This window comes from Conexibacter stalactiti, assembly GCF_033542075.1.
Classification (GTDB): Bacteria; Actinomycetota; Thermoleophilia; order Solirubrobacterales; family Solirubrobacteraceae; genus Conexibacter; species Conexibacter stalactiti.
In genome coordinates, this window is sequence record NZ_JAWSTH010000109.1 from 1 (window position 1) to 21,445 (window position 21,445).

The window sequence follows — 21,445 nt, forward strand, 5'->3', positions numbered from 1 at the left end:
ATCCGCCGCGCCGCTCGGCGGAGCCGGCGACCGACGCGACGGCGGCGCTGCCGGCCGAGCGCCCGCCGCGCCGCCGCGGCGAGCCCGAGACCGACGTCACGCGCGCGATGCCCGCTGACCTGCCCGAATGGGAGGAGCCGGCGACCGAGCGCGCCGCCGCTCCCCCGCCGCCTCCGGCCGGACCGCCCGTCGCAGACCGGCCGACGACGGAGCGGCAGCCGCAGCCCGACGTCGATCCGCCGACCAAGCGGCTGCCCGAGCCGCCCGCGGCCGACGTCCCGCCGACGCGCCGCCGCGCGCGGCCGCCGCTGCACGGCGAGGAGCCGCAGACGCGGCTCTGGGACGACCGCTGAGCAGCAGCGGCGCCCCGCTCAGTCGCCGTCGAGCAGCCGCCGCTCGACCGCCCAGCGGCTCAGCTCATGGCGGTTGGAGAGCTGCAGTTTGCGCAGCACCGCCGAGACGTGCGCCTCGACCGTCTTCGACGAGATCCCCAGCCGCAGCGCGACCTCCTTGTAGAGGTAGCCGCGCGCGATGTGGCGCAGCACCTCGCGCTCGCGCGCGGTCAGCTGGTCGAGGTCGCCGGAAGCGTCGTCTGCGGCGATTCGCGGCGGAGCGACGGGACCGCTTCCGGTCGAGAAGGCGTCGAGCACGAAGCCGGCCAGCCGCGGCGAGAAGACGGCGTCGCCGTCGGCGACGCGCCGCACCGCGTCGACCAGCTCGTCGGCGGAGATCGTCTTCGTCACGTAGCCGCGCGCGCCGGCGCGGATCACGGCGATCACGTCGTCGGGCGCGTCGGAGACCGACAGCGCGAGGAAGCGCACGCCCGGCTGCCGCGGGGCGCTGCGGCGGATCACCTCGACGCCGCCGCCGCCCGGCATGTGCACGTCGAGCAGGACGACGTCAGGCGTCAGCTCGGCGATCGCGGCGACCGCCTGCTCGACGCCGTCGGCCTCGCCGACGACCTCGACGCGGTCACCCAGCTCCGCCCGCACGCCGGCGCGGAAGAGCTGGTGGTCGTCGACGATCAGGACGGTCGGCGTCATCTCGGCTCATCCTCCCGCTTCGGCAGCTCCATCGTCAGCTCGACCTCCGTCCCCGCGCCCGGCGCCGCGTGCACGACCGCGCGGCCGCCGTGGCGCTCCATCCGCCCGATGATCGACTCGCGCACGCCACGGCGGTCGGCCGGGATCGTGGCCGGGTCGAAGCCGACGCCGCGGTCGCGCACGAACACCTCGACGCGGTCGCCGACGACCTCGGCGTAGAGGTCGACCTTCGCGCTGCCGGCGAACTTCGCGGCGTTGGAGAGCGCTTCGCGCGCCGCCTGCACGAGCGCGGCGAGGTGCTCGTCGAGCGGCCGGTCGCCGACCGTCACGACCTCGACGGGAACGCCGTGCAGCTCCTCGACCTCGGCCGCGACCTCCTCGAGCGCCGCCATCAGGCTCTCGCCCGCCGGCTTCGCCGGCCGTTCCTGCAGCCAGTGGCGCAGCTCGCGCTCCTGGCGCCGCGCGAGGCTGGCGACCTCCTTCGGGTCCTCGGCGCGCTTCTGGATCAGCGCCAGCGTCTGCAGCACCGAGTCGTGCAGGTGGGCGGCGACCTCGGCCCGCTCCTGCGAGCGGATCCGCTCGCCGCGCTCCTCCGCCAGCGACCTCGCGAGCCGCAGCAGCCACGGTCCGAAGACGAGCGCGGCCGCGGCCGCCAGCACGACGATGCCCCCGATCGCGTTGCCGAGCGCGCGCAGCGTGCCGGTCGAGCTGAGCAGCAGCAGCGCCGCCAGCAGCACGAGGCTGGCGCCGAGGGCGGTCGCGCGGCCGTCGGCGCCGCGCTCGCCGCGCATGCGGTCGCGCAGCGCCTCCAGCGGATGGCGCAGCTCGGCCGGCGTCCACGACGCCGCCTGCGACGGCTGACGCCAGATCAGCGCGACGCCGATCGACGCCAGCAGCAGCGGCCACAGCAGCTCGCCGCCGCCCAATCCCAGCTGACGCAGCGTCAGCAGCACCGCGGCGCCGAGCAGGACCAGGCCGGCGATCTCGCGCGGGGCACTGCCGGACAGCCTCCACGCGCGCCGCTGCACGGGCGGCGCGGTGTGCTCCGGCGGCAGCAGCGCCCAGCCGAGCGCGTAGATGATGAAGCCGGCGCCGCCGACGAACGTCAGGACGATGAAGGCGACCTGGACGTAGGAGGTCTCGACGCCGAGGTGGCGGCCGATGCCGGCGCAGACGCCGGCCCACGACGCCTCGTCAGGGAGGCGCCGCAGCGGCGGGCGCGTCGGCTGCGCGTCGGCGGACGGCATCTCAGCCGATGATCTCAACCGCGCCGCCGCTCGCGCACGCCGGCGGCGAGCAGCCCGGCGCCGGCGATCGCGAGCAGCGCCGGGGCGATCGCGCCGCCGCTGACGTCGAGCACGTCGAGCGCGTCGAGCAGCAGCACGGCGCCGAAGACGATCAGGCCGATCCCGACGACGAGCGACGGCAGGTGCAGCGGACGGTCACGCTTCATCGCGACCACCTTCGCAGGCCGGCTGCACGGTCGCGAACCCGAGGCCGAGGCAGCGGCGCCCGGCGGCCGCCGGGGCCTTGCCCGGCGCGGCGCTCGACCACTCCCAGTCGCCGCCGTCGCGGCGCTCGACGCCGATCGCGCCGGCGCCGACGTGCGCCTCGATCTCGAGCGTGCGGTCGCCGCTGCCGACGACGATCGTGCGGCGCAGGTCGAGGCCGCCGTCGCCGCGGCCGTCGCGGTCGGGATCGACCGCCTCGCCGGCGAAGCGCGCGTCAGGCGCGACGATCTCGATCATGCCGACGTCGAGATCGGTGGTGACGTGGGTGATGCCAGGAGCCAGCTCGATGTCGCGCAGGTCGAGCTCGAGGTGACCGACGCCCAGCTCGTAGCGGCCGCGCAGCTCGTCGCCGTCGGCGATCCGGTAGGTGCGCTCGCCGATCCCGCCGTTGAGCGAGAAGCCGGCCGCGACCGCGCCGCCGAGCACGACCGCCAGCAGCAGCCCGACCGGGATCAGGCCGCGCGCGCCGCCGAAGAAGGCGCTGGCGACGAGCGCGACGCCGGTCAGCACGACCGTCAGCGCGAGGAAGCCGGCCCAGCCGAGCTCGATCACGTCGGCGGCCTCGAGGCCGGCGGCGGCGCCGAGCGCGAGGCAGACGCCGCCGACCGCGAAGAACGTCACCGCCCATGAGCCGCGGTCGCGGCGGGGACGCGACGGCTGCGGCTGCGGCGCGTCTTCGGGCGGGAGACCGTCGCCGGCACCGTCGCCCCCGCCGGCCGGGTCGGCGACGAGCGTCGGATCGTCGTCGCCGGGCGCGCCGGTGCCGCTGCTGGTCGCGCCGGGTGCCGCGGATGTCGCCGTGGCGCTCGCGCCGGGCGTCGCGCTCGCGACCCCGCCACCGGCGTTCGACTCCGGCAGCGGATCGCCGCGCTCGCTCAGGAACCAGACGACGGCGCCGCCGGTGACGAGCAGCAGCAGCGGCCAGCCGTCGAAGACGAAGCCGAAGTCGGCCCACGCGCCGACCGTCGCGACGGCGACGATCGACAGCACGACGATCCCGGCGACCTGCACGCCGCGGCCCTGGTCCCCGCGGCCGAGCAGCGGCTTCGTCTGCCCCTGCTCGGGCACGAGCAGCCACGCGGCGAGATAGGCGAACGCGCCGAAGCCGCCGAACGCGAGCAGCGCGACGGCCGCGACGCGCACGATCGTCGCGTCGACGTTCGCGTACCGCGCCACCCCGGCGCAGACGCCGGCGATCACCCTGTCGTCGCGGCTGCGCTGCAGCCGCCTCGGTCCGTTCGTGCTGTTCTCGCTCGTGCTCATGCCGAAGAGACTGCCGGCCGGCGGGGCCCCTGCCTATCGGGAATGGCCCCTAGGGAGCGCGTGGTCGAGACCCTTACCCCGGGTCGCCGACGCGCAGCAGCGGCAGCAGCACCGCGACGACGAAGATGATCGAGATCCCCGTCAGGATCAGGGTTCTCGACTTGATCACGTGCCCGAAGGTGCCGACCGCGAAGCCGAGCACCATGCCGATCACGTAGGGGGCGAGTGAGGGCTCCATCGGATCGCGGGGATCATGGCAGGCGCCCGCGGCCTCCGCGTCGGGCGCGACGCGCGCCGTATCATTCGCCGTCGCATGCCCATCGAGCCCACATCGGTCGAGGAGGTCGCGGCTGGCCTGCGCTCCGTCGGCTACCTCCCCGGCGAGTCGACCGCGCTCGTCTCCTACCTCGCGACCAAGCTCGGCAAGCCCGTGCTCGTCGAGGGTCCCGCAGGCGTCGGCAAGACCGAGCTGGCGAAGGCGCTCTCGCGCTATCTCGGCCGCGAACTCGTGCGACTGCAGTGCTACGAGGGCCTCGACGAGGCGAAGGCGCTGTACGAGTGGAACTACCGCAAGCAGCTGTTGCGGATCCAGGCCGAGGCGGCCGGCACCGGCTGGGAGGCCGTGCAGGACGACATCTTCGGCGAGGAGTTCCTGCTCGCCCGCCCGCTGATGACCGCGATCGCCTCGCCGGACCCGGTCGTGCTGCTGATCGACGAGATCGACAAGACCGACCAGGAGTTCGAGGCGATGCTGCTCGAGCTGCTGTCGGACTTCCAGATCTCGATCCCCGAGCTGGGCCGCATCGATGCGCGCACGCAGCCGGTCGTGCTGCTGACGTCGAACAACTCGCGCGAGCTGACGGAGGCGCTCAAGCGCCGCTGCCTCTACCTGTGGGTCGACTACCCCGACGCCGGCCACGAGCTGGAGATCGTCCGCCTGCACACGCCGGAGCTGAGCGAGACGATCGCGCAGAAGCTCGTCGACGTCGTCCACGAGGTGCGCCAGCTCGACCTCAAGAAGCCGCCGTCGATCGCCGAGTCGATCGACTGGGCGCGCGCGCTGCTGCTGCTCGGCGCCGAGGACCTCGACGGCAGAGTCTTCCGCGAGACGATGAGCGTGATCGTCAAGCACCGCACCGACCTCGAACTGGTCGCCGCGCGCGTCGGCGTCAAGCTCGACGGAGCGCCCGATGGCGCCGTCGGATCGCCCGGCCGCCGCTGAGCCGGCCGCGCCGCGGCCGGACGCCGGCATCGACGCCGAGCTGATCGGCTTCGCCGACCAGCTGCGCTCGGAGGGGCTGTCGATCGGCACCTCCGAGCTGCTCGACGCCTTCGCCGCGCTGCGTGAGATCGCCTGGACCGAGCGCGATGACTTCCGCGCGGCGCTCGCGACGACGCTGGCGAAGTCTCCCGACGACCAGCGCATCTTCGAGCTGGTCTTCGACCGCTTCTTCTTCCGCGCCGCCGAGCGCCAGGCGGCCGATCGGGACGTGATCGAGGGCGCCGGCTTCGAGGGCGCCGACCAGATCGACCTCGACCAGCTGCGCCAGCAGATCGCGCAGGCGCTGCAAGAGGGCGGCGAGGGCCAGATGCAGGACCTCGCGCGGCTGGCGATCGCCGCCTTCGGCGACCGCGGCGACGGCTCCGGCGTGATCGGCGTCGACGTGCAGCGGATCCGCCGCCAGCTGGGACTGAAGTCCGAGCCGCAGCCGGAGCTGCCCGACGACGATCCGCGCCGCGACGGAATCCCGCGCGACCAGCTGCGCCGCTTCGAGCAGCAGCTGCGCAAGGAGCTGGAGCGGGCGCTGATCGAGCGCACGAAGAGACTGCCGCCGTCGCGGCCGCTGAGCGACCTCGACCGCTCGCTGCCGGGCGGGCCGATCCAGGACCTCGCCGCCGTCCACAAGGTGGTCGTGCAGCTGAAGCGGCGGCTCGCGACGCAGGGCCACGAGAAGAAGGGCCACCGCAGCCACGCGCACGTCGACGTGCGCCGCACGATGCGCGCCTCGTTGGAGACCGGCGGCGTCCCGGTCGTGCTGAAGTACCGCCCGAAGCGCCCGCGCCGCCCCGAGATCTACGTCCTCTGCGACGTCTCGACCAGCGTCGCCTCCGCCAGCGTCTTCTTCCTCTCCGTGCTGCACGCGCTGCACGACTCGTTCCGCAGGCTGCGCTCGTTCGTCTTCATCGAGCGGATCAGCGAGGTGACGGAGGTGTTCGAGCGCGAGCGCGACTTCCAGGCGGCGTCGGTCGCGATATCGAAGGACGCCGGCGTCGCCGACGTCTCCGGCTACACCGACTACGGCCGCGTCTGGACCGAGTTCCTGACCGAGGTCTCCGACGATCTCGGCCCGCGCTCGACGGTGATCGTGCTCGGCGACGCCCGCACCAACGGCCGCCCGCCGCGCGACGACGTCTTCGCCGCGATCGCCGCGAAGGCCGGCCGCACCTTCTGGCTCAACCCCGAGCCGAAGCTGTACTGGAACTACGGCGACTCGGTGATCGCCGCCTACGCGCAGCACTGCATCGCCTTCGAATGCTGGACGACCGCCCAACTGGAGGAGTTCGTCAAGGCGCTCACAGGACCGGCGTCGGACCTGCCGCGCTAAGCTCCCGGCCAAGTACATACAGGGGGGCTGGCGGGTGAGCCGGCTGAGATAGCGCCACATCGACAGACCCGGCGCTGACCCTTCGAACCTGTGGGGTAATGCCCGCGGAGGGAGCAATGCCAGAGATCACCGAGGCTCCCGCGATGGAGCCTCGACCTGTTTCCACCCCGTCCGGGGTGCTCGTGGAGGGTGCCGGACGCACCTTTCACGGTCGCGACGGCGCCGTCGAGGCGCTGCGCGGGATGGACCTGCGCGCCGCGCCGGGCGAGACCGTCGCCGTCGTCGGCGCCTCCGGCTGCGGCAAGTCGACGCTGCTGGAGCTGATCTGCGGCCTGCAGCAGCCCGACGCCGGCAGCGTGCGCGCCGACCCGGCGGTGCTGATGCCGCAGCGCGACCTGCTGCTGCCGTGGGCGAGCGCGCTCGACAACGCGGCGCTGGCGCTGCGGGCGCGCGGCGTCGGGCGCGACGAGGCGCGCGCGCAGGCGGCGCCGTGGTTCGAGCGCTTCGGCCTCGCCGGCTTCGAGCGCTCGCGGCCGGCGGCGCTGTCGGGCGGGATGCGCCAGCGCGTCGCGTTCGTGCGCACGCTGCTGGCGGGCAAGCCGGTGCTGGCGCTCGACGAGCCGTTCGCCGCGCTCGACGCGCTCACCCGCCAGGAGGTGCAGGGCTGGCTGGTCGAGACGCTCGCTGCCGAGCCGCGCACGGTCGTGCTCGTCACCCACGACGTCGAGGAGGCGGTGCTGCTGGCCGACCGCGTCGTCGTGATGTCGCCGCGACCCGGCCGCGCCGTGCTGAGCCTCGAGGTCGAGCTGCCGCGCCCACGCTCCCGCACCGACGCGGCCGTCGTCGCGCTGCGTGAGGAAGCGCTGCTGGCGCTGGGATTGGGCGCCTGATGCGGGCCGCCCTCCGCTATGCGCCCGCCTTGGCGATCGTCGTGCTGCTCGTCGCCGCGTGGCAGCTCTACGCCGCCAGCGGGCGGGTCGACGAGCTGCTGCTGCCCTCGCCGGCCGACGTCGCGACCGCCCTGTGGGAGGACCGCGCGCTGCTGTGGGACAACTTCACGGTGACCGCCGGCGAGGTGCTGCTGGGAATCGTCGTCGCCGCGGTCGCCGGGCTCGCCTGCGCCGTCGCGATCCACCTCTCCCCCACGCTGCGGCGCGCGACCTACCCGCTGCTGGTCGCCTCGCAGACGGTGCCGATCCCGGTCGTCGCGTCGCTGCTGGTCGTCTGGCTCGGCTTCGACCTCGCGCCGAAGCTCGTGATCATCGGGCTCGTCTCGTTCTTCCCGATCGCTGTCACGACGCTCGACGCGCTCGCCGGCGTCGACCCCGAGCTGCGCCGGCTGATGCGCACGCTCGACGCCTCGCGCCTGCGCACGTTCCGCTTCGTCGAGGCGCCGGCAGCGCTGCCCGGCCTCTTCAGCGGCGCCAAGATCGCCGTCGCGATCGCCGTCATCGGCGCCGTCTTCGCCGAGCAGTCGGGCTCCGACGCCGGCCTCGGCCGCCTGATCCAGCAGGCCGTGCCCCAGCTCTTGACCGCGCGCGCCTACGCCGCCGTGGTGATCCTGTCCGCCTTCGCCATCGCGCTGTTCGGCCTGCTCTCGCTGGTCGAGCGCCGCGTGCTGCCGTGGGCCTTCGAAACCAGAGGAGGACGTACTCGATGAGACGCGCTCTCGCGCTTTTCGCCGCTTGCACCGTCGCCGTGGGCCTCACCGCCTGCGGCGAGAAGGAGGAGACGACGACGCCAGCCGCGCAGAAGCGCACGCTCACGCTGATGCTCGACTACCTGCCCAACCCCGACCACGTCGGCCTCTACGCGGCGCTCGCCAACGGCGACTTCGACGACGCCGGGCTCGACGTGGAGGTGCAGGTCCCCTCGGATCCCGCCGCGCCGCTGAAGCTGCTGCAGGCCGGCAGAGTCGACCTCGCGATCTCCTACGCGCCCGAGCTGCTGATCGCGCGCGACAAGGGCCAGCAGGTCGTCTCGGTCGGCGCGATCGCGCAGACGCCGCTGACCTCGCTGATGACGCTCGACCGCAGAAGAATCGAGACGCCGGCCGACCTCAGAGGCGGCCGCGTCGGCACCGCCGGGATCCCGTACCAGAGCGCCTACCTCAGAACGATCCTCGAGACGGCCGGCGTGCCGCTCGACTCGGTCAAGGAGACGAGCGTCGGCTTCAACCTCGTGCCGGCGATGCTGTCGAGAAGAGTCGACGCGACGCTCGGTGCCTTCTGGAACGTCGAGGGCGTGCAGCTGCAGCGGGCCAGAAGAAACCCGCGCATCATCAGAATGGAGGACGTCGGCGTGCCGACGTACAACGAGCTGGTGCTGGCGGCCGACAAGGAGTTCGTCGGCGAGCACGGCGACGACGTGCGCGCCTTCGTGCAGGCGCTCGCGCGCGGCTACGAGGCGGCGAGAGCTGACCCGCAGGCGGCGACCGACGCGCTCGTCGCGGCCGCGCCAGATCTCGACCCGGAGTTCTCGCTCGCGAGCGTGAGAGCGTCGCTGCCGGTCTTCTTCCCTGCCGCCGAGGACAAGCCGTGGGGCTTCATGGAGCCCGGCGAGTGGAACAGATACGGCGCCTGGATGTACGCCCAGGGTCTGCTCGGCGCGGAGCCGAACGCCGGCGCCGCCGCGATCACAAACGAGTTCCTGGCCGGCCAGAGCGGCTGATCACCGCATCACTGCGGATCTGTGCATCCCACGGGTGCACGGATCCGCACTCATCGCGCCGGCGGCAGCGTCGGCGCGATGATGCGAAACGCCTTCAATCCGAGGCCGAGACGCTCGCGGTCCTCGGAGCGCAGCGGGTCCAGGCGCGTCAGCTCCTTCACGCGCTCCAGCCGGTGCGCGACCGTGTGGCGATGGGCGCCGATCGCGGCCGCCGTCGCGTTGACGTTGCAGTCCTGCGCGAGGTACGCCTCGACGGTCCTCACCAGCTCGCTGCTGTGGCGCTCGTCGTAGCGCACCAACGGCGCGACCGTCTCCTCGTAGAAGCTGCGCAGCTCCTCGGGGTGAGAGGCGAGCACGCGGAACAGCAGCCGGTAGGTGCCCTGGCCGACGTCCTCGGCGACCGGCTTGTCCGAACGCCGCACCACGTCGAGCACCAGCTCGGCCTCCTGCAGCGCGCGCGGCAGCGCCGCGGGGTCGGCGCAGAAGTTCGAGAGCCCGGCGATCGCGCTGGGCGCGAGCGTCAGCGACAGCCGCCGCGCCGCGGTCAGCGTGCGCGCGGCGAGTTCCTCGTCGTCGCCCGGCTCCGGCTCCAGCGGCGGCAGGATCGCGTGGACGCGACCGTCGAAGGTCTGCGCGAGCGCACCGGGGTGCAGCTCGGGGATCTGCCGCACGAGCGCGTCGAGCGCGTCGGCGTCGGCATTGGAAGGGGATGGCGCGGCGCACAGCGCGACGGCGCCCCGCGAGACGTCGCAGCCGAGACGGGCGGCGCGCCTGACGACCTGCCTGGCGTCGAGCTGCTCGGTCGGCGAGCGCAGCTCCTCCAGCAGCGAGCCGCGCAGCTTCTGCTCGACCTCGCGCTTGGCCTGCTCGACGGCGACCTCGGTGAGGGAGGCGACGGCGGCGAGCTGCAGCAGCTCCTGCGCGTCCTCCGGCGGCGGCTGCTCGCCGCGCAGCAGCGCGACGACGCCGATCAGGTCGCTGCCGGCCAGCACCGGCGCCTCGGCGACCAGCTCCTGCGGGCGGGCCCCGGCGCGTCCCTCGACGCGCTCGTTGGTGTACCGGCGCAGCGCGGTCAGCTCGATCGAGGCGGGGAAGCCGACGGCGACGGCGATGCGCGGGACGAGGATCGCGACGGGTGCGCGCACTGCCGCGGAGACGAGCTGCGCGACGCGCACCAGTCCCTCGCCGCCCAGGACGGCGCCGACGAGCTGGAGATGCAGCTCGTGGGACATGGGATCAGCTCGGACGAGCGCACGGCGGGTGGCGGGCGGTCATTCGCCCGCCACCCGGTTCTGCCGTGCTCGCGCGTCCTGGGTCAGGTCGCGGCTGCCGCCGCGTCCGGGTGGATCTGGAGGGTCTCCTCACCGGACTCGCCGGTGCGGATGCGGTATGCCTGCTCGACGGGGATGACGAACACCTTGCCGTCGCCGATCGACCCGGTCCGGGCGTGCTTCAGGACCGTGTCGACGATCGTCTGCGTGTCCTGATCCGCGACCACGCACTCGACCTTGATCTTGGGCCGCAGGTAGTTCGTCACCGACGACCCGCGGTACTGCTCCGTGATGCCCTTCTGCCGGCCCGAGCCCTTGACCTCGATGATCGTCAGGGACGGGAAGCCCAGCTCGAGCAGCTCCGTGCGGATCGGCTCGAAAGCCTCATGCCGGATGTACGCCACGACGAGCTTCATGCGGTGACCTCCGAGGTGCTGCCGATCGGCGCCGCCGTTCCGGCCTGCGGCCGAGACGAACCGACACCCACCAGCTCAGGAGCGGGGATGAACTGCTCAGGGTACCCGTACATGCCGTGCTCGGCGATGTCGAGACCGGCATCCTCGTCCTCCTCCGTGACACGGAGACCGAAGGTCGCCTTCATCGCGCCGAAGACGATCGACGAGAGGATGAAGACGACGCCGAAGGTCACGACGACGGCGATGAACTGCGTCCACAGCTGCTCCGCGCCGCCGCCCATGAAGAGGCCGGCCTTGCCGACGCCGACTTCGCCGGCGAGGCGCTCGGAGGTGAAGAGGCCGCATGCCAACGTGCCCCAGATGCCGGCCAGACCGTGTGCGGAGAGCGCGCCGACCGGGTCGTCGATCTTCTTCTCGATCGCGAGCACGCCCGCGACGACGACGAGACCGCCGACGAAGCCGATGATCGGCGCCGACCACATCTCGACGTAGCCGGCCGGAGCGGTGATCGCGACGAGACCGGCGATCGCGCCGTTGGCGATCATGCCGACGTCGAGCTTTCTCGTCAGCACCCAGATCAGGAAGAGGGCACCGAGCACACCGCCGACCGCGCCCATGTTCGTGACCGCGATGACCTCGGCGAACTTGTTGCCGCTCGTGTTGAACGTCGAGCCGCCGTTGAAGCCGAACCAGCCGAGCCAGAGGATCAGCACGCCGAGGCCGAGCAGCGGCATGCTGTGGCCCGGGATCGCCCGCGGCTTGCCGTCGGGGCCGTACTTGCCCTTGCGCGGGCCGAGGAAGAGGACGGCCGCGAAGGCCGCGGTGGCGCCCGTGAGGTGGACGACCGAGGACCCGGCGAAGTCCTGCACGCCGGAGCCGACTCTCGTCAGGAAGCCGCCGCTCCACGCCATGTGCGCGACGAGCGGGTAGATGACGCCGACGAAGGCGATCGCGAAGATGATGTAGGCGCCGAACTTGATCCGCTCGAGCGTCGAGCCCCACACGATCGCGAGGGAGACGGCGGCGAACATCAGCTGGAAGGCGAAGAAGCCGACACCAGCGGCGTCGACGCCCTCACCGGCAAGTTCTGTGCCGTTTCCGAGGAAGAAGCCGGAATCACCGAAGAACGTCGCGGTGCCGCCGAAGGTCAGGCCATAACCGACGGCCCACCAGACGATCGTGGCGATCGCGAAGTTGACGAGGATCTTGGCGACGCCCATGCCCGCGTTCTTGCCGCGCGACATGCCGATCTCGAGGAGCGCGAAGCCCGCCTGCATGAAGAAGACGAGACAGGTGGCGAGCATCAGCCACGTCGTGTCGAGCTCACTCTTGACGACGTCGATCGTCGGTCCATCCTGGGCCAGCGCGGACGCCGGCAAGAGAAGTGTCACGAGCACACCGAGAACGGCGGCACGCCCCAGACGGGATTGAGGCACTGCAGAACCCTCCTGAATTGATTGCGAGCGTCGCAAATCCTCCGCATTCGTGGGGGGCGAATCATTGGACCGGTGTCGAAGATTCCTGCCCGACCGATTGTCCACGCGGTAGAACAGGGGTGTCCAGGAATGCGAGTTTGCGCCATCCCCGGCGCGGGAAAGGCGTGGTTTTGCAGGTACTTCTCTCGCTCGCGCGCGAGCGGGCACGCGGGCACGCGCGATCGGCCCGGTGGAGTGGCTATGCAGCCGCGGCGACGGCCTTCAGCTCAGGCGCGGCCGCGCGCAGCGCGTAGGCACCGGCCAGGCCCGCCCACGCGCCGTAGGGTGCGAAGAAGCTGCGCACGTCCTCTTCGTCGACGCGGGCGCGCGGGTCGCCGGTCAGCAGACGGCCGACCAGCTTGCGGTAGGCGAGGTCGCCGGCCGGCAGCTGATCCATCCGCCCCTGCCCCAGCAGCGCGGTCACCTCCAGCGTCCAGCTGCCGATCTCCGGGATCGCGTCGAGCCGGCGCCAGCCGCGCTCGTGATCGGGGTCGTCGAGGTCGACGCGGCCGCTGGCGACCTCGTGCGCGGCGCGCCGCAGCGCCAGCGCGCGTTTGTCGGCGAGGTCGAACGAGCACAGCAGCGCCGGCGCCTGCGCCGCGACGGTCGCCGCGCTCGGCAGGTCGCGCAGGCCGCTGGCCGCGTGCTGACGGCCGAGCTTCCAGACGATCCGGCGCTGGATCGCGGCGGCGCGCACGTACTCGATCAGCTGCTCGGTGATCGCCCACGCGAGCGCCTCGAACGCGACCGGCCGGCGCCGCAGCCGCACCGTCGGCTTGCTGCGCACGGCGGCGCCGATCAGCGGATCGTCGCGGAAGCGGTCATGGAACTCGCGCAGGTCGTCGTCGACGCCGAGCGCGAAGCGCATCCGCTCGATCCCCCACGCGGCCGCTGCCTCGCTGGACGCCTGTGCGCCGAACAGGACGCGATCGGGCGCGGTCTGCGCGACGCGCACGACGACCGGGTCGTCGCCGTGGTGCAGCAGCCGCTGCACGACGCCGTCGCGGCAGCGCATGACGCCGTCCATCCCGCTGCCGCGCGGGAGCCGGAACGGCCACGGCGGCGTCACCTCGACGCGCAGCTCGTGCGTGCCGGGCTGCGGGCGGCGCCAGCTTCCAGACGCGACGCGAGCATCGCGCCGCACGGGCGCGCGGCCCGGCGCTCGCATCAATCGCGGCCGAGCAGGTGGATGTCCAGCAGGACCGAGCGGGTCGAGACGATCGGGAGCGCGTCAACGCCCCTGCGTCGCCGGCCCGCCAGCCTGCCGCCGCCGCGCTTGCGCGCGCGGTGGGAGATCGCCACGACCGTCGCCGCGCCGGCGACGAAGCCGGTCGCCGCGACCGCTGCCGCCGTCTTGACCGCCGGCAGCTGGGCGCGCGTCCGCTCAAGCGCGCGGACCTCGTCGACGACGGGCACGGCGTCGACCGTCTCCTCGTCGTCGAGCGGCAGCGGGTGGTGGTCGGGCTGGGTCTCCATCGCGAGATGCGGATCGTGACAGCGCCGTCGGACGCGCCGCCCTCCGCAGGCTAGCGCGTTCTTATGTCGACTCGCCGGCGGGCACCGGCTCGCTGTCAGCCGGCGCGATCGACGGCACCGCGTCCGGGTCGAGCAGCCGCTCGAAGAGGCGGTAGCGGCGCACGACTCTGCCGCCCATCCCCTCCATCGCGCGGTTCATCGACTTGTTCGTCTCGAGGATCCAGCCCATCTCGCCATAGGTCTGCGGCGTCACCTCGGCCGAGTCGAAGTGCAGCTCGTAGAAGCGCGCGGCGACGCCGGTGTGCTGCCACTCGCGCTTGACGCCGAGCGCGAAGACGCGGACGCGGTCGATCTTCTTGCGGCGCAGCAGGAACTGCAGCCAGCCGAACGGCAGGATGCGGCCGTTCATGTGCTTGAAGACCTGGTTGTAGTCGGGCACCGTCAGCGCCGCGCCGACCGTCTCGCCGTCCTTCTGCGCGACGAAGGCCCAATTCTCGTCAAGGATCGGCTTGAGCGTCTTGGCGTAGTGGCGGACCTCGGTCTCGGTCAGCGGCGAGAAGCCCCAGTTTCTCTCCCACGCCTCGTTGTAGACCTCGAGGAAGCGATCGATCTCGGCGTGGATGTCCTTCTTGCGCATCGGCCGCACGGTGATCCCGTACTTCGACTCGACGCGGTCGGCGACTCTCCAGATCGACGGGTGGACTCTGTCCCGCCCCGAGATCTCCAGGTGCCACATCAGCGTGTCCATCGCCTTCTGCAGCCCGACCGACTCGATCAGTCTGGGGTAGTACGGCTTGGTCCAGTTGGTGAGGATGATCGGGTCGAGCTCGAAGCCCTCGACGAGCACGCCGCACTCGTCGTTCATCGTGAAGTCGGCCGGCCCGACCATGCGGTCGCGACCGCGGGCGCGCAGCCACTGCTCCGCGGCGTCGAACAGCGCCGCCGCGGCCTCCGGGTCGTCCTCGCACTCGAAGAAGCCGAAGAGGCCCCATCTGTTGTCCTGGAACTCGTTCAGGACGTGGTCGACCTGCGCCGTGATCCGTCCGACCGCCGTCCCGTCACGCCACGCGAGCCAGTACTGCGCCTCGCCATGCTCGAACCAGGGGTTCTTGCGCCGGTCGAGGAATCTGCGCCGCTCGGAGATGAGCGGCGGCACCCAGTGCGGCTCGTTACGATAGAGCCGCCATGGCAGCTTGATGAAGGTTGTGAGGTCGCGCTTGGAGGCGACCGGCCGGACTTCGAGAGCCATCCGGCCAATCTATATGCCGACCACCACAGACGTCTTCGACAAGGCCCGCACCCACGAGCGCGTTCTCCAGCTGAGAGCGGCCCGTGAGATCGACGCGGTCCCCTACTTCCGCCGGCTCGAGTCGGCGACCGCCCCCATCGTCGAGATGGAGGGCCAGCCGCGCATCATGCTCGGCTCCAACAACTACCTCGGGCTGACGAGCGACCCGCGCGTGATCGAGGGCGCTCACGCCGCGATCCGCCGCTATGGCACCGGCGTGACCGGATCGCGCCTGCTCAACGGCACGCTCGACCTGCACCTGGAGCTGGAGCGCGAGCTGGCCGAGTGGTTCGAGGTCGAGGACGCGATCGTCTTCACGACCGGCCACCAGGCCAACCTCGGCGCGATCGGCACGATCCTCGGACCGGGCGACACCGTCGTCGTCGACTCCGGCGACCATGCCTCGATCCTCGACGGCGTGCTGCTGTCGAGGGCGAAGATGCGCGTCTTCCGCCACAACCGGCTCGACCTGCTGGAGAAGCGCCTGCAGCAGGCGGAGGGCGACGGCGGCGGCATCCTCGTCGTCGTCGACGGCGTCTTCTCGATGGAGGGCGACGTCGCGCCGCTGCCGCAGATCGCCGACCTCGCCGAGCGCTACGGCGCCCGCCTGATGGTCGACGAGGCGCACGGCCTCGGCGTGCTCGGCGCGCGCGGCGCCGGCACGGCGGAGCTGTTCGGCGTCGAGGACCGCGTCGACCTGCGGATGGCGACCTTCTCGAAGTCGCTCGCCTCCGCCGGCGGCGTGATCGCCGGCCCGGCCGACGTGATCGACTTCCTGCGGATCCAGTCGCGCCCGTTCCTGTTCACGGCAAGCGCCGTGCCGGCAGCGGTCGGCTCGGCGCTCGCCGCCGTGCGCATCTGCCGCTCGGAGGAAGGCAGAGCGCTGTTCGCGCGCGTGCTCGAGAACGCCGCCTACCTGAACCAGGGGCTGCGCTCGCTCGGCCTCCACACGGTCGAGCCGACGGCGCTGCCGGACGGCTCGGTCGTCGCGACTCCAGTCGTGCCGGTGCTGGTCGCCGACGACTGGAAGGCGGCGCTGCTGTGGAAGGCGCTGTACGAGGCCGGTGTTTACGTCAACGTCGCGCTGCACCCGGCCGTGCCGCCCGGCGGGGCGCTGCTGCGCACGAGCGTGATGGCGACTCACGATCGCGCGACGCTCGACACCGCGATCGAGAAGTTCGCGCAGGTCAAGCAGGCCTTCGAGGCCGAGCACGGGCCGCTGCCCGGCGCCGCCGCCTGACGCTCGTTCGAGCCGATCGAGAGCGCGCGCGTTACGACGCCTGCGTCGTAACGCGCCGGAATCTTCATTGGTCGACGCTCTCCTTTCGGGAGAGGACCTGCGCGGGGGCGTGCCGCGACCTGATATGGGCGTGGCACATGCCCGATGAACCGGATTGCGGGTCGGCAGAAAAAGGCCGCTCCTAGCGGAGGATGAGACGGTTCTCCATTGACCGTCGCGGGGCGAAAGGCATAGCTTCTGCGGAACGTCGTCCGGGCGATCTCGCACCACGGCATCGGTGCCTCTTACGAGGGAGAGCGCCACCGCCACGGGGGTGTCCGAGTCCCCCGCCCGCCGACGCGACGCAGACCACCGAACCCCCTCAAGCTCGGTGGTCCGTCGAGGCCTACTCGTATCGGAGGCAGGGAGAAAGAGTGCAGATGGACGGGTTGCCGACGATGACCCCTGGGCCGCAACACCTGCGTGCCCTTGAAAGAGCAAACCGCGTGCGCTTGGCTCGTGCAGAGCTGAAGCGCCGCATCGCGGACGGAGAGACGTCCGCCGCAGAGGTTCTCCTCACCACCCCCTGGGAAGCGGAGAGCATGGCGATCGGGGACGTCCTGATGAGCCAGCGTCGCTGGGGCAGCACGCGCTGCCGGAAGTTCCTGGCGATGTTCCGCATCCTGGAGACCAAGCGCGTCGGTTCGTTGACCGAGCGCCAGCGGCTTGCGCTGGCGGCTCAGCTCGACGCGCACGCGAAGATCGAGCACTCGGTCCGCCTCGAGGCGGCCGGCGAGCTGATCAGCGCCTGACGGACCAGCCGCATCGCTGCGACGCGCCCCGTGCCCGAGCTTTCCGCGGGTACGGGGCGCGCCGTGCGTTCAGCTGCGGTGTGACCGGCGGCGCCGACGTGGCGCGGCCGCGCGCTCAGATACGGTCGGCCGCGAAGCCGGGACCGCGCGTCGCGATCTCGACGATGTGCCCGTCCGGGTCGCGGACGTAGATCGAGCGGAAGGCGCCGCGGTCGAAGACGTCGGTGCAGCCGACGCCCCGCTCGCGCAGGTAGTCGCGCCAGGCGAGCTGCTCGTCAGCGCTCTCGACGACGAAGGCGACGTGGTGCAGCGAGCCGGCGCCGACGACGCCGTCGGGCAGCTGCGGGTACTCCATGAACGTGATCAGCGTGCCGGGCGCGGCGGCGGCGTCGCCGAACCAGAAGTGGCGCGTGTTGGGGTCGTCGTCGTTGACCCCCTCCTCGACCAGCGCGAGTCCGAGCACGTCGCGGTAGAAGGCGGTCGTGCGATCGAGGTCGCGGCAGATCGCCGTCACGTGATGGAGGCCGGTCAGCTTCATGCGGCGCGGCTCGGCGTCCGGCTGCTGCTCGCTCGGTGGTTCGGCGGTCATGCTCGCGTGAGCATATAGGCGCGGCAGGCGGCGCCTTCAGCGCACCTTGACGCCGAAGCCGCCGGAGCGCTTCTTGAACAGCGCGCGCCAGCCGAGGAAGGCGAGCGCGAAGACCGCGACCGCTATCGGCACCATCGTCGCCCTGTCGACTCTGGCGAAGAACAGCACCGCCATCGTCGCGACCGCCGCCACGCCCGACAGCAGCGCCGTGTGCGAGCGGTAGCCGCCGATGTGCTCGCGCAGCGCGACCTCCAGCCCCGCGACCGAGCCGATCAGCACCGCGCCAGTCAGCAGCACGTTGCCGGCGCGGCCGCCGACGACGAAGCCGGCGATCCCGAGCGCGATCGCCGACAGCACGCACAACTCCATCAGCGGGAAGCTCCCCCACGGCGCCGCCGGCGCCTGCTCGCGGCGGGAGGCGCTGGTGCGCGCTCCGCGCCGCGCAGCGTCGTCGCGGGCGATGGCGGAGGGCGCGGGTGCCGAGGACGCGCGTGCGGCTGCGTCGTCTGCTCTGGAGACCGGCGTGCGCGCCACAGCTCGCGCGGGTCGCGCCGATGCGGTGCTGCGCTGCTTGCGACTGCGACGGCCCATCGACCCGAGAGGGTAGTCAGCCGGCGCCTGCGACGTGCCGCACCGCAGTGCTCACGACCGGCGACGTGCCCGGGCTAGCGGACAGCCTGAGGAGATCTTCACGTGCCACCAGCCGGCGAGCATGCCGATCAGGCCCAGGCGCGGGCGCGACTCCCAGGCGCCGCAGCCGGGCTCGCCGACCTCGCGGCGGGTGATGCGGACGCCGGGGTACGCGGCGGGGTCGCGCAGCAGACGCGCCAGCTCGTCGCGCTTGAGCGCCTCGCGCTCGGCGCGCTCGGCGTGGACGACGCGGACCTCGTGGAGCCGCTCGGCGAGCTCGTCGCGCAGCCGCTCCAGCTCGCCGAGGCTCAGCAGGCGGGGGCCGGCTGGTGCGGCGGCGCGATCCGACAGCGTCCAAATGATCTCGTCGCCGGGGACGGTGCGCGCGACCGCCTCAGCCAGCTCGCGCTCCAGCTTCCGCACCTGGCCGCGCAGCGTGCGACGTGCGGCGCGCTCGTCGCGCGCGAACCATGGCGCGCTGGGCAGGTGGGACGACGCGAAACCCCCCGGCGGGGGCGCGACCTGCGTGCTCGCCTGTTCGATCACACGCTCCATCGTGCGGCGATTCTACCCCCGTCGTGCCGCTTTCGAGTGCGCAACCGTCGCGTGGCGCGTCAGGATGCGAGCGTCCCCGCGCAGGTCCACAGCGCCTCCTCGACCTCCAGCGCCGAGACACCCTCGACGACGACGGCGAACAGCAGCACCCGGCGCGTCTGCTTCGTCACAGCGCGCTCTGCGGCGGGCTCGCCGAACAGCAGCGCGATCGGCCCGCGCTCGTCGCCGACGACGATCCGGCCTGGCGCCAGCGGCGCTGCCAGCTCGCCCTCCCCCAGCTGCTCCCGCTCGCCGCTCAGGCGCAGACCGAGCCGCCCCTCGACCGTCTCTGCGTCGAGCGCCCACAGCGGCACGCCCGTCTCCATCAGCGCGATCGTCAGCGCGTCGTCAAGCAGCCCGCGCGAGGGGAAGCCGCCCTGCACCAGCCGCTGCACCGCCGCCGCCTCGACCGGCACCCGCGTCACGTCTGGATCGAGGCCGATGTGGCGGAAGAACACACGGTAGGCGTGCGGCACCGGCCGCTGGCGCAACACGAGCGCATCGGCGCCGCGAAAGCGGTCGGCGAGCAGCGCCAGACGCGCTCTGACGCCCTTCGGGCTGCGCCCGGGCCGCCGTTCCAGCTCGACCTCCAGCAGCGTCAGGCCGAGACGTGGGAACTCCCCGAGCAGCCGCTCGGAGACCCAGCCCGCGCGCGTCGGCCGCTCGCTCATCCCTGCTCCAGCGCCCGCACTCTCGCCGCCAGCGCGCTCGCGGTCGCCGCCTCGTCGCCGAGCAGCGTCTCCGCCACCCTCCCGCCTCTGCGCGCCAGCACGACCGTCGGGCAGACCGCGATCCCGTAGACGTTGGAGACCGCGCCGTCGCGATCCCACGCGAGCGGGAAGCTCCAGCCGTGCGCTCTCGCCAGCTCGCGGAAGTCGTCGCGGTCGCCCTTGATCCCGACCGCCGCGAAGGCGACGCCGGGGAAGTCGGCGGCGACCGCCTCCATCGCGTCGAGCTCGCCCGCGCACTTCTCCGCCTTCGCCGTCAGGAAGGCGAGCACCAGCGGCTTCTCGCGCACGACCGTGCAGGCGTTGAAGGCGCGCGGGTCGTCGACCTCACACGCAGGGATCCGGCCGGCATCGCCCTGGTCGGCTCTGGTCGCGACGTTGGCGTCACCGTCGAGCGTGCTGCTCACGAGCGGCGCGGCGAACGGCGGCAGCGTCGCGCCGACCGCCGGCCCGGTCGAGCCGGGGCCCTCGGTCCGCAGCGTGTTGAGGAGGATCCACGCGAGCACGACGAGCCCGACGACGCCGACCAGCCAGCCGTACCGGCTCGCGCCCGACGGCGAGGCGGGCGGCGGCGCGGCGGGCGAAGGCGGCCACGCGTCCTCAGGCGGCGCGTCCGGCCGTCGATCGTCGTGCTCGCCGCTCATGCGGTCGGACGGGGCGCGGAGCGCTTCGCGCGGCGACGCGGACGCGGCAGCCGGCGCAGCGCGCGAGCGAAGACGCCGCGCTCGGCCAGCACCAGCGTCGACGGCAGCACGATCAACACGCCCAGCAGCGAGACGGCGAGGTCGACGACGGTCACGATGCCGAAGTCGCGCAGCATGCGGATGTCGGAGAAGGCGAGCACGCCGAAGCCGGCGATCGCGGTCACGCCCGAGGCGACGACGGCGCGGCCGGTCGAACGGTAGGTGCGCAGCAGCGCGTCACCCAGCTCCCGGCCGTCGGCGCGCTCCTGGCGGAAGCGCTCGGACAGCAGCACGCTGAACTCGGTCGAGATCGCGATCACGAGCGCACCGAGCGTCGCCGAGAGCGGGTTCAGGGGCACGCCGGTGAGGAACAGCACGAGCGCCGACCAGCCGGTCGCCAGCGCGATCGGCAGCAGCGGGACCAGCGCCCGTTCGGCGCTGCGCAGCACGGCGAAGAGGACCGCGGCGACCGCCAGCAGCCCGAACACGACGGTCAGCAGCCGGCGCGTCGCCGACGACAGGTCCGCGTTCGCCTGGGCGGTCACGACCGGCAGGCCGGCGAGCTGCGCGTCGACGCCATGCGGCGGGTTCAGCTCGTCGCGCAGCACGTCGACGACGCGCTGCTGCTCGTCGAGCGGCATCAGGCGGATCCCGAACGCGAGCGTCGCCGCGCGGCGGTCGCTCGACAGCACCGCCGATGCGAAGTACGGCGGGACGGCGTCGAGCAGCGCGTCGATCTGCTCCTTGCTGGCGGCGCTGGAGCCGGAGAAGAGATCCGGCAGCGAGAAGGCGGGGCACAGTCTCGCGTCCGCGCACCCTGCTCTGGCGTCGTAGCCGAGCCGTCTCAGGACGCGTCCCTGGTAGTCGGTCATCCAGCTCACGACCGCGGGGCTGACGACGTCCTCGCCGCGCACGACGACGTCGATCGCGCCTGACGATCTGGTCGCGTCCTGCAGCGTCGCGAGGTCGGTCAGCGCCGGCATGTCGGCCGGCACGAGCTTCGTCACGTCGGAGACGACCTCGGTCTGGCTCTCCGACGCCCAGCCGGCGAGCGCGAGCACCAGCGCGACGGCGAGCACGCGGCCGGGCCGGCGCAGCGACAGCGCGACGAGGCCGCGGGCGGTCGGGCGGCGGCGCGCCAGCGCGCGCAGCGGCGGCAGCTTGGCGAGCG

24 protein-coding genes and 1 pseudogene are annotated in these 21,445 nt (G+C 72.6%); 8 read left to right on the plus strand and 17 right to left on the minus strand.

The annotated features are described in order from the left end of the window. A pseudogene (locus R7226_RS26350) lies at nucleotides 1–353 on the plus strand (hypothetical protein); the annotation flags it as partial. Nucleotides 354–371: 18 nt separating this feature from the next. On the opposite strand, the gene R7226_RS26355 reads toward R7226_RS26350, so the two are convergent. From R7226_RS26355 to R7226_RS26375, 5 genes are all read right to left on the minus strand, one after another. Next, a complete protein-coding gene (locus R7226_RS26355; RefSeq protein ID WP_318600371.1) occupies nucleotides 372–1,043 on the minus strand; it encodes a response regulator transcription factor in 672 nt (223 codons plus the stop codon). Beyond that, nucleotides 1,040–2,290, minus strand: a complete 1,251-nt coding sequence (locus R7226_RS26360) for an ATP-binding protein (RefSeq protein WP_318600372.1) — start codon at nucleotides 2,288–2,290, stop codon at nucleotides 1,040–1,042. The genes R7226_RS26355 and R7226_RS26360 overlap by 4 nt, the downstream gene beginning before the upstream one ends. Nucleotides 2,291–2,304: 14 nt before the next feature. Then, nucleotides 2,305–2,496, minus strand: coding sequence for a hypothetical protein (locus tag R7226_RS26365; protein WP_318600373.1), 192 nt, complete (start codon nucleotides 2,494–2,496; stop codon nucleotides 2,305–2,307). Further along, entirely contained in the window at nucleotides 2,486–3,817 is a 1,332-nt protein-coding gene (locus R7226_RS26370) for a PspC domain-containing protein (RefSeq protein WP_318600374.1), read from the minus strand. Before R7226_RS26370 ends, R7226_RS26365 begins: the two co-directional genes overlap by 11 nt. Before the next feature lie 73 nt (nucleotides 3,818–3,890). Further along, entirely contained in the window at nucleotides 3,891–4,055 is a 165-nt protein-coding gene (locus R7226_RS26375; RefSeq protein WP_318600375.1) for a hypothetical protein, read from the minus strand. A gap of 75 nt (nucleotides 4,056–4,130) precedes the next feature. Here R7226_RS26375 and R7226_RS26380 point away from each other — a divergent pair, with 75 nt between their 5' ends. The 5 genes from R7226_RS26380 (at nucleotide 4,131) to R7226_RS26400 (ending at nucleotide 9,093) form a co-directional block, all read left to right on the plus strand. Next, entirely contained in the window at nucleotides 4,131–5,039 is a 909-nt protein-coding gene (locus R7226_RS26380) for an AAA family ATPase (protein WP_318600376.1), read from the plus strand. After that, on the plus strand, nucleotides 5,008–6,423 hold the full coding sequence (locus tag R7226_RS26385) for a vWA domain-containing protein (RefSeq protein ID WP_318600377.1): 1,416 nt from the start codon (nucleotides 5,008–5,010) through the stop codon (nucleotides 6,421–6,423). The genes R7226_RS26380 and R7226_RS26385 overlap by 32 nt, the downstream gene beginning before the upstream one ends. Before the next feature lie 116 nt (nucleotides 6,424–6,539). Next, nucleotides 6,540–7,313 carry an ABC transporter ATP-binding protein gene (locus tag R7226_RS26390; protein ID WP_318600378.1) on the plus strand — a complete coding sequence of 258 codons (774 nt, stop codon included), beginning with the start codon at nucleotides 6,540–6,542 and terminating at the stop codon, nucleotides 7,311–7,313. Further along, nucleotides 7,313–8,083, plus strand: a complete 771-nt coding sequence (locus R7226_RS26395; protein ID WP_318600379.1) for an ABC transporter permease — start codon at nucleotides 7,313–7,315, stop codon at nucleotides 8,081–8,083. The genes R7226_RS26390 and R7226_RS26395 overlap by 1 nt, the downstream gene beginning before the upstream one ends. Next, nucleotides 8,080–9,093, plus strand: a complete 1,014-nt coding sequence (locus R7226_RS26400) for an ABC transporter substrate-binding protein (RefSeq protein ID WP_318600380.1) — start codon at nucleotides 8,080–8,082, stop codon at nucleotides 9,091–9,093. Before R7226_RS26395 ends, R7226_RS26400 begins: the two co-directional genes overlap by 4 nt. Before the next feature lie 50 nt (nucleotides 9,094–9,143). Here the strand turns inward: R7226_RS26400 and R7226_RS26405 are convergent, their stop codons facing one another. The 6 genes from R7226_RS26405 to R7226_RS26430 all read right to left on the minus strand — a co-directional run bounded on the left by R7226_RS26405 (nucleotide 9,144) and on the right by R7226_RS26430 (nucleotide 14,980). Then, complete coding sequence (locus R7226_RS26405) at nucleotides 9,144–10,325, minus strand: PucR family transcriptional regulator (protein ID WP_318600381.1); 1,182 nt, start codon at nucleotides 10,323–10,325, stop codon at nucleotides 9,144–9,146. Between the two features lie 83 nt (nucleotides 10,326–10,408). Next, the gene (locus R7226_RS26410) at nucleotides 10,409–10,780 is read right to left on the minus strand and encodes a P-II family nitrogen regulator (RefSeq protein WP_318600382.1); all 372 of its coding nucleotides are present in this window, start codon (nucleotides 10,778–10,780) and stop codon (nucleotides 10,409–10,411) included. Then, entirely contained in the window at nucleotides 10,777–12,171 is a 1,395-nt protein-coding gene (locus R7226_RS26415) for an ammonium transporter (RefSeq protein ID WP_318600383.1), read from the minus strand. The genes R7226_RS26410 and R7226_RS26415 overlap by 4 nt, the downstream gene beginning before the upstream one ends. 283 nt (nucleotides 12,172–12,454) lie before the next feature. Continuing rightward, nucleotides 12,455–13,399 (minus strand): DNA-3-methyladenine glycosylase family protein, encoded by a 945-nt coding sequence (locus R7226_RS26420; protein WP_318600384.1) that lies wholly within the window; start codon nucleotides 13,397–13,399, stop codon nucleotides 12,455–12,457. 23 nt (nucleotides 13,400–13,422) lie between these two features. Beyond that, nucleotides 13,423–13,731 (minus strand): hypothetical protein, encoded by a 309-nt coding sequence (locus tag R7226_RS26425; RefSeq protein WP_318600385.1) that lies wholly within the window; start codon nucleotides 13,729–13,731, stop codon nucleotides 13,423–13,425. A 61-nt stretch (nucleotides 13,732–13,792) separates the two neighbouring features. Continuing rightward, the gene (locus R7226_RS26430; RefSeq protein WP_318600386.1) at nucleotides 13,793–14,980 is read right to left on the minus strand and encodes a GNAT family N-acetyltransferase; all 1,188 of its coding nucleotides are present in this window, start codon (nucleotides 14,978–14,980) and stop codon (nucleotides 13,793–13,795) included. Nucleotides 14,981–14,993: 13 nt separating this feature from the next. Between R7226_RS26430 and R7226_RS26435 the strand changes: the two genes are divergently transcribed. Both R7226_RS26435 and R7226_RS26440 read left to right on the plus strand, forming a co-directional pair. Further along, nucleotides 14,994–16,259, plus strand: a complete 1,266-nt coding sequence (locus R7226_RS26435) for an aminotransferase class I/II-fold pyridoxal phosphate-dependent enzyme (RefSeq protein ID WP_318600387.1) — start codon at nucleotides 14,994–14,996, stop codon at nucleotides 16,257–16,259. Nucleotides 16,260–16,678: 419 nt separating this feature from the next. Next, nucleotides 16,679–17,050 carry a hypothetical protein gene (locus R7226_RS26440; protein WP_318600388.1) on the plus strand — a complete coding sequence of 124 codons (372 nt, stop codon included), beginning with the start codon at nucleotides 16,679–16,681 and terminating at the stop codon, nucleotides 17,048–17,050. 115 nt (nucleotides 17,051–17,165) lie between these two features. Here the strand turns inward: R7226_RS26440 and R7226_RS26445 are convergent, their stop codons facing one another. From R7226_RS26445 to R7226_RS26470, 6 genes are all read right to left on the minus strand, one after another. Continuing rightward, nucleotides 17,166–17,639, minus strand: a complete 474-nt coding sequence (locus R7226_RS26445; protein WP_318600389.1) for a VOC family protein — start codon at nucleotides 17,637–17,639, stop codon at nucleotides 17,166–17,168. Between the two features lie 36 nt (nucleotides 17,640–17,675). Next, a complete protein-coding gene (locus R7226_RS26450) occupies nucleotides 17,676–18,008 on the minus strand; it encodes a hypothetical protein (protein WP_318600390.1) in 333 nt (110 codons plus the stop codon). Between the two features lie 273 nt (nucleotides 18,009–18,281). Beyond that, nucleotides 18,282–18,824, minus strand: coding sequence for a hypothetical protein (locus R7226_RS26455; protein ID WP_318600391.1), 543 nt, complete (start codon nucleotides 18,822–18,824; stop codon nucleotides 18,282–18,284). A 59-nt stretch (nucleotides 18,825–18,883) separates the two neighbouring features. Beyond that, nucleotides 18,884–19,534, minus strand: coding sequence for a phenylalanine--tRNA ligase beta subunit-related protein (locus R7226_RS26460; RefSeq protein WP_318600392.1), 651 nt, complete (start codon nucleotides 19,532–19,534; stop codon nucleotides 18,884–18,886). Further along, nucleotides 19,531–20,235 carry a TlpA family protein disulfide reductase gene (locus R7226_RS26465; RefSeq protein WP_318600393.1) on the minus strand — a complete coding sequence of 235 codons (705 nt, stop codon included), beginning with the start codon at nucleotides 20,233–20,235 and terminating at the stop codon, nucleotides 19,531–19,533. Before R7226_RS26465 ends, R7226_RS26460 begins: the two co-directional genes overlap by 4 nt. Next, on the minus strand, nucleotides 20,232–21,445 hold a 1,214-nt coding region (locus R7226_RS26470; protein WP_318600394.1), incomplete at its 5' end, for an MMPL family transporter. The genes R7226_RS26470 and R7226_RS26465, both read right to left, overlap by 4 nt.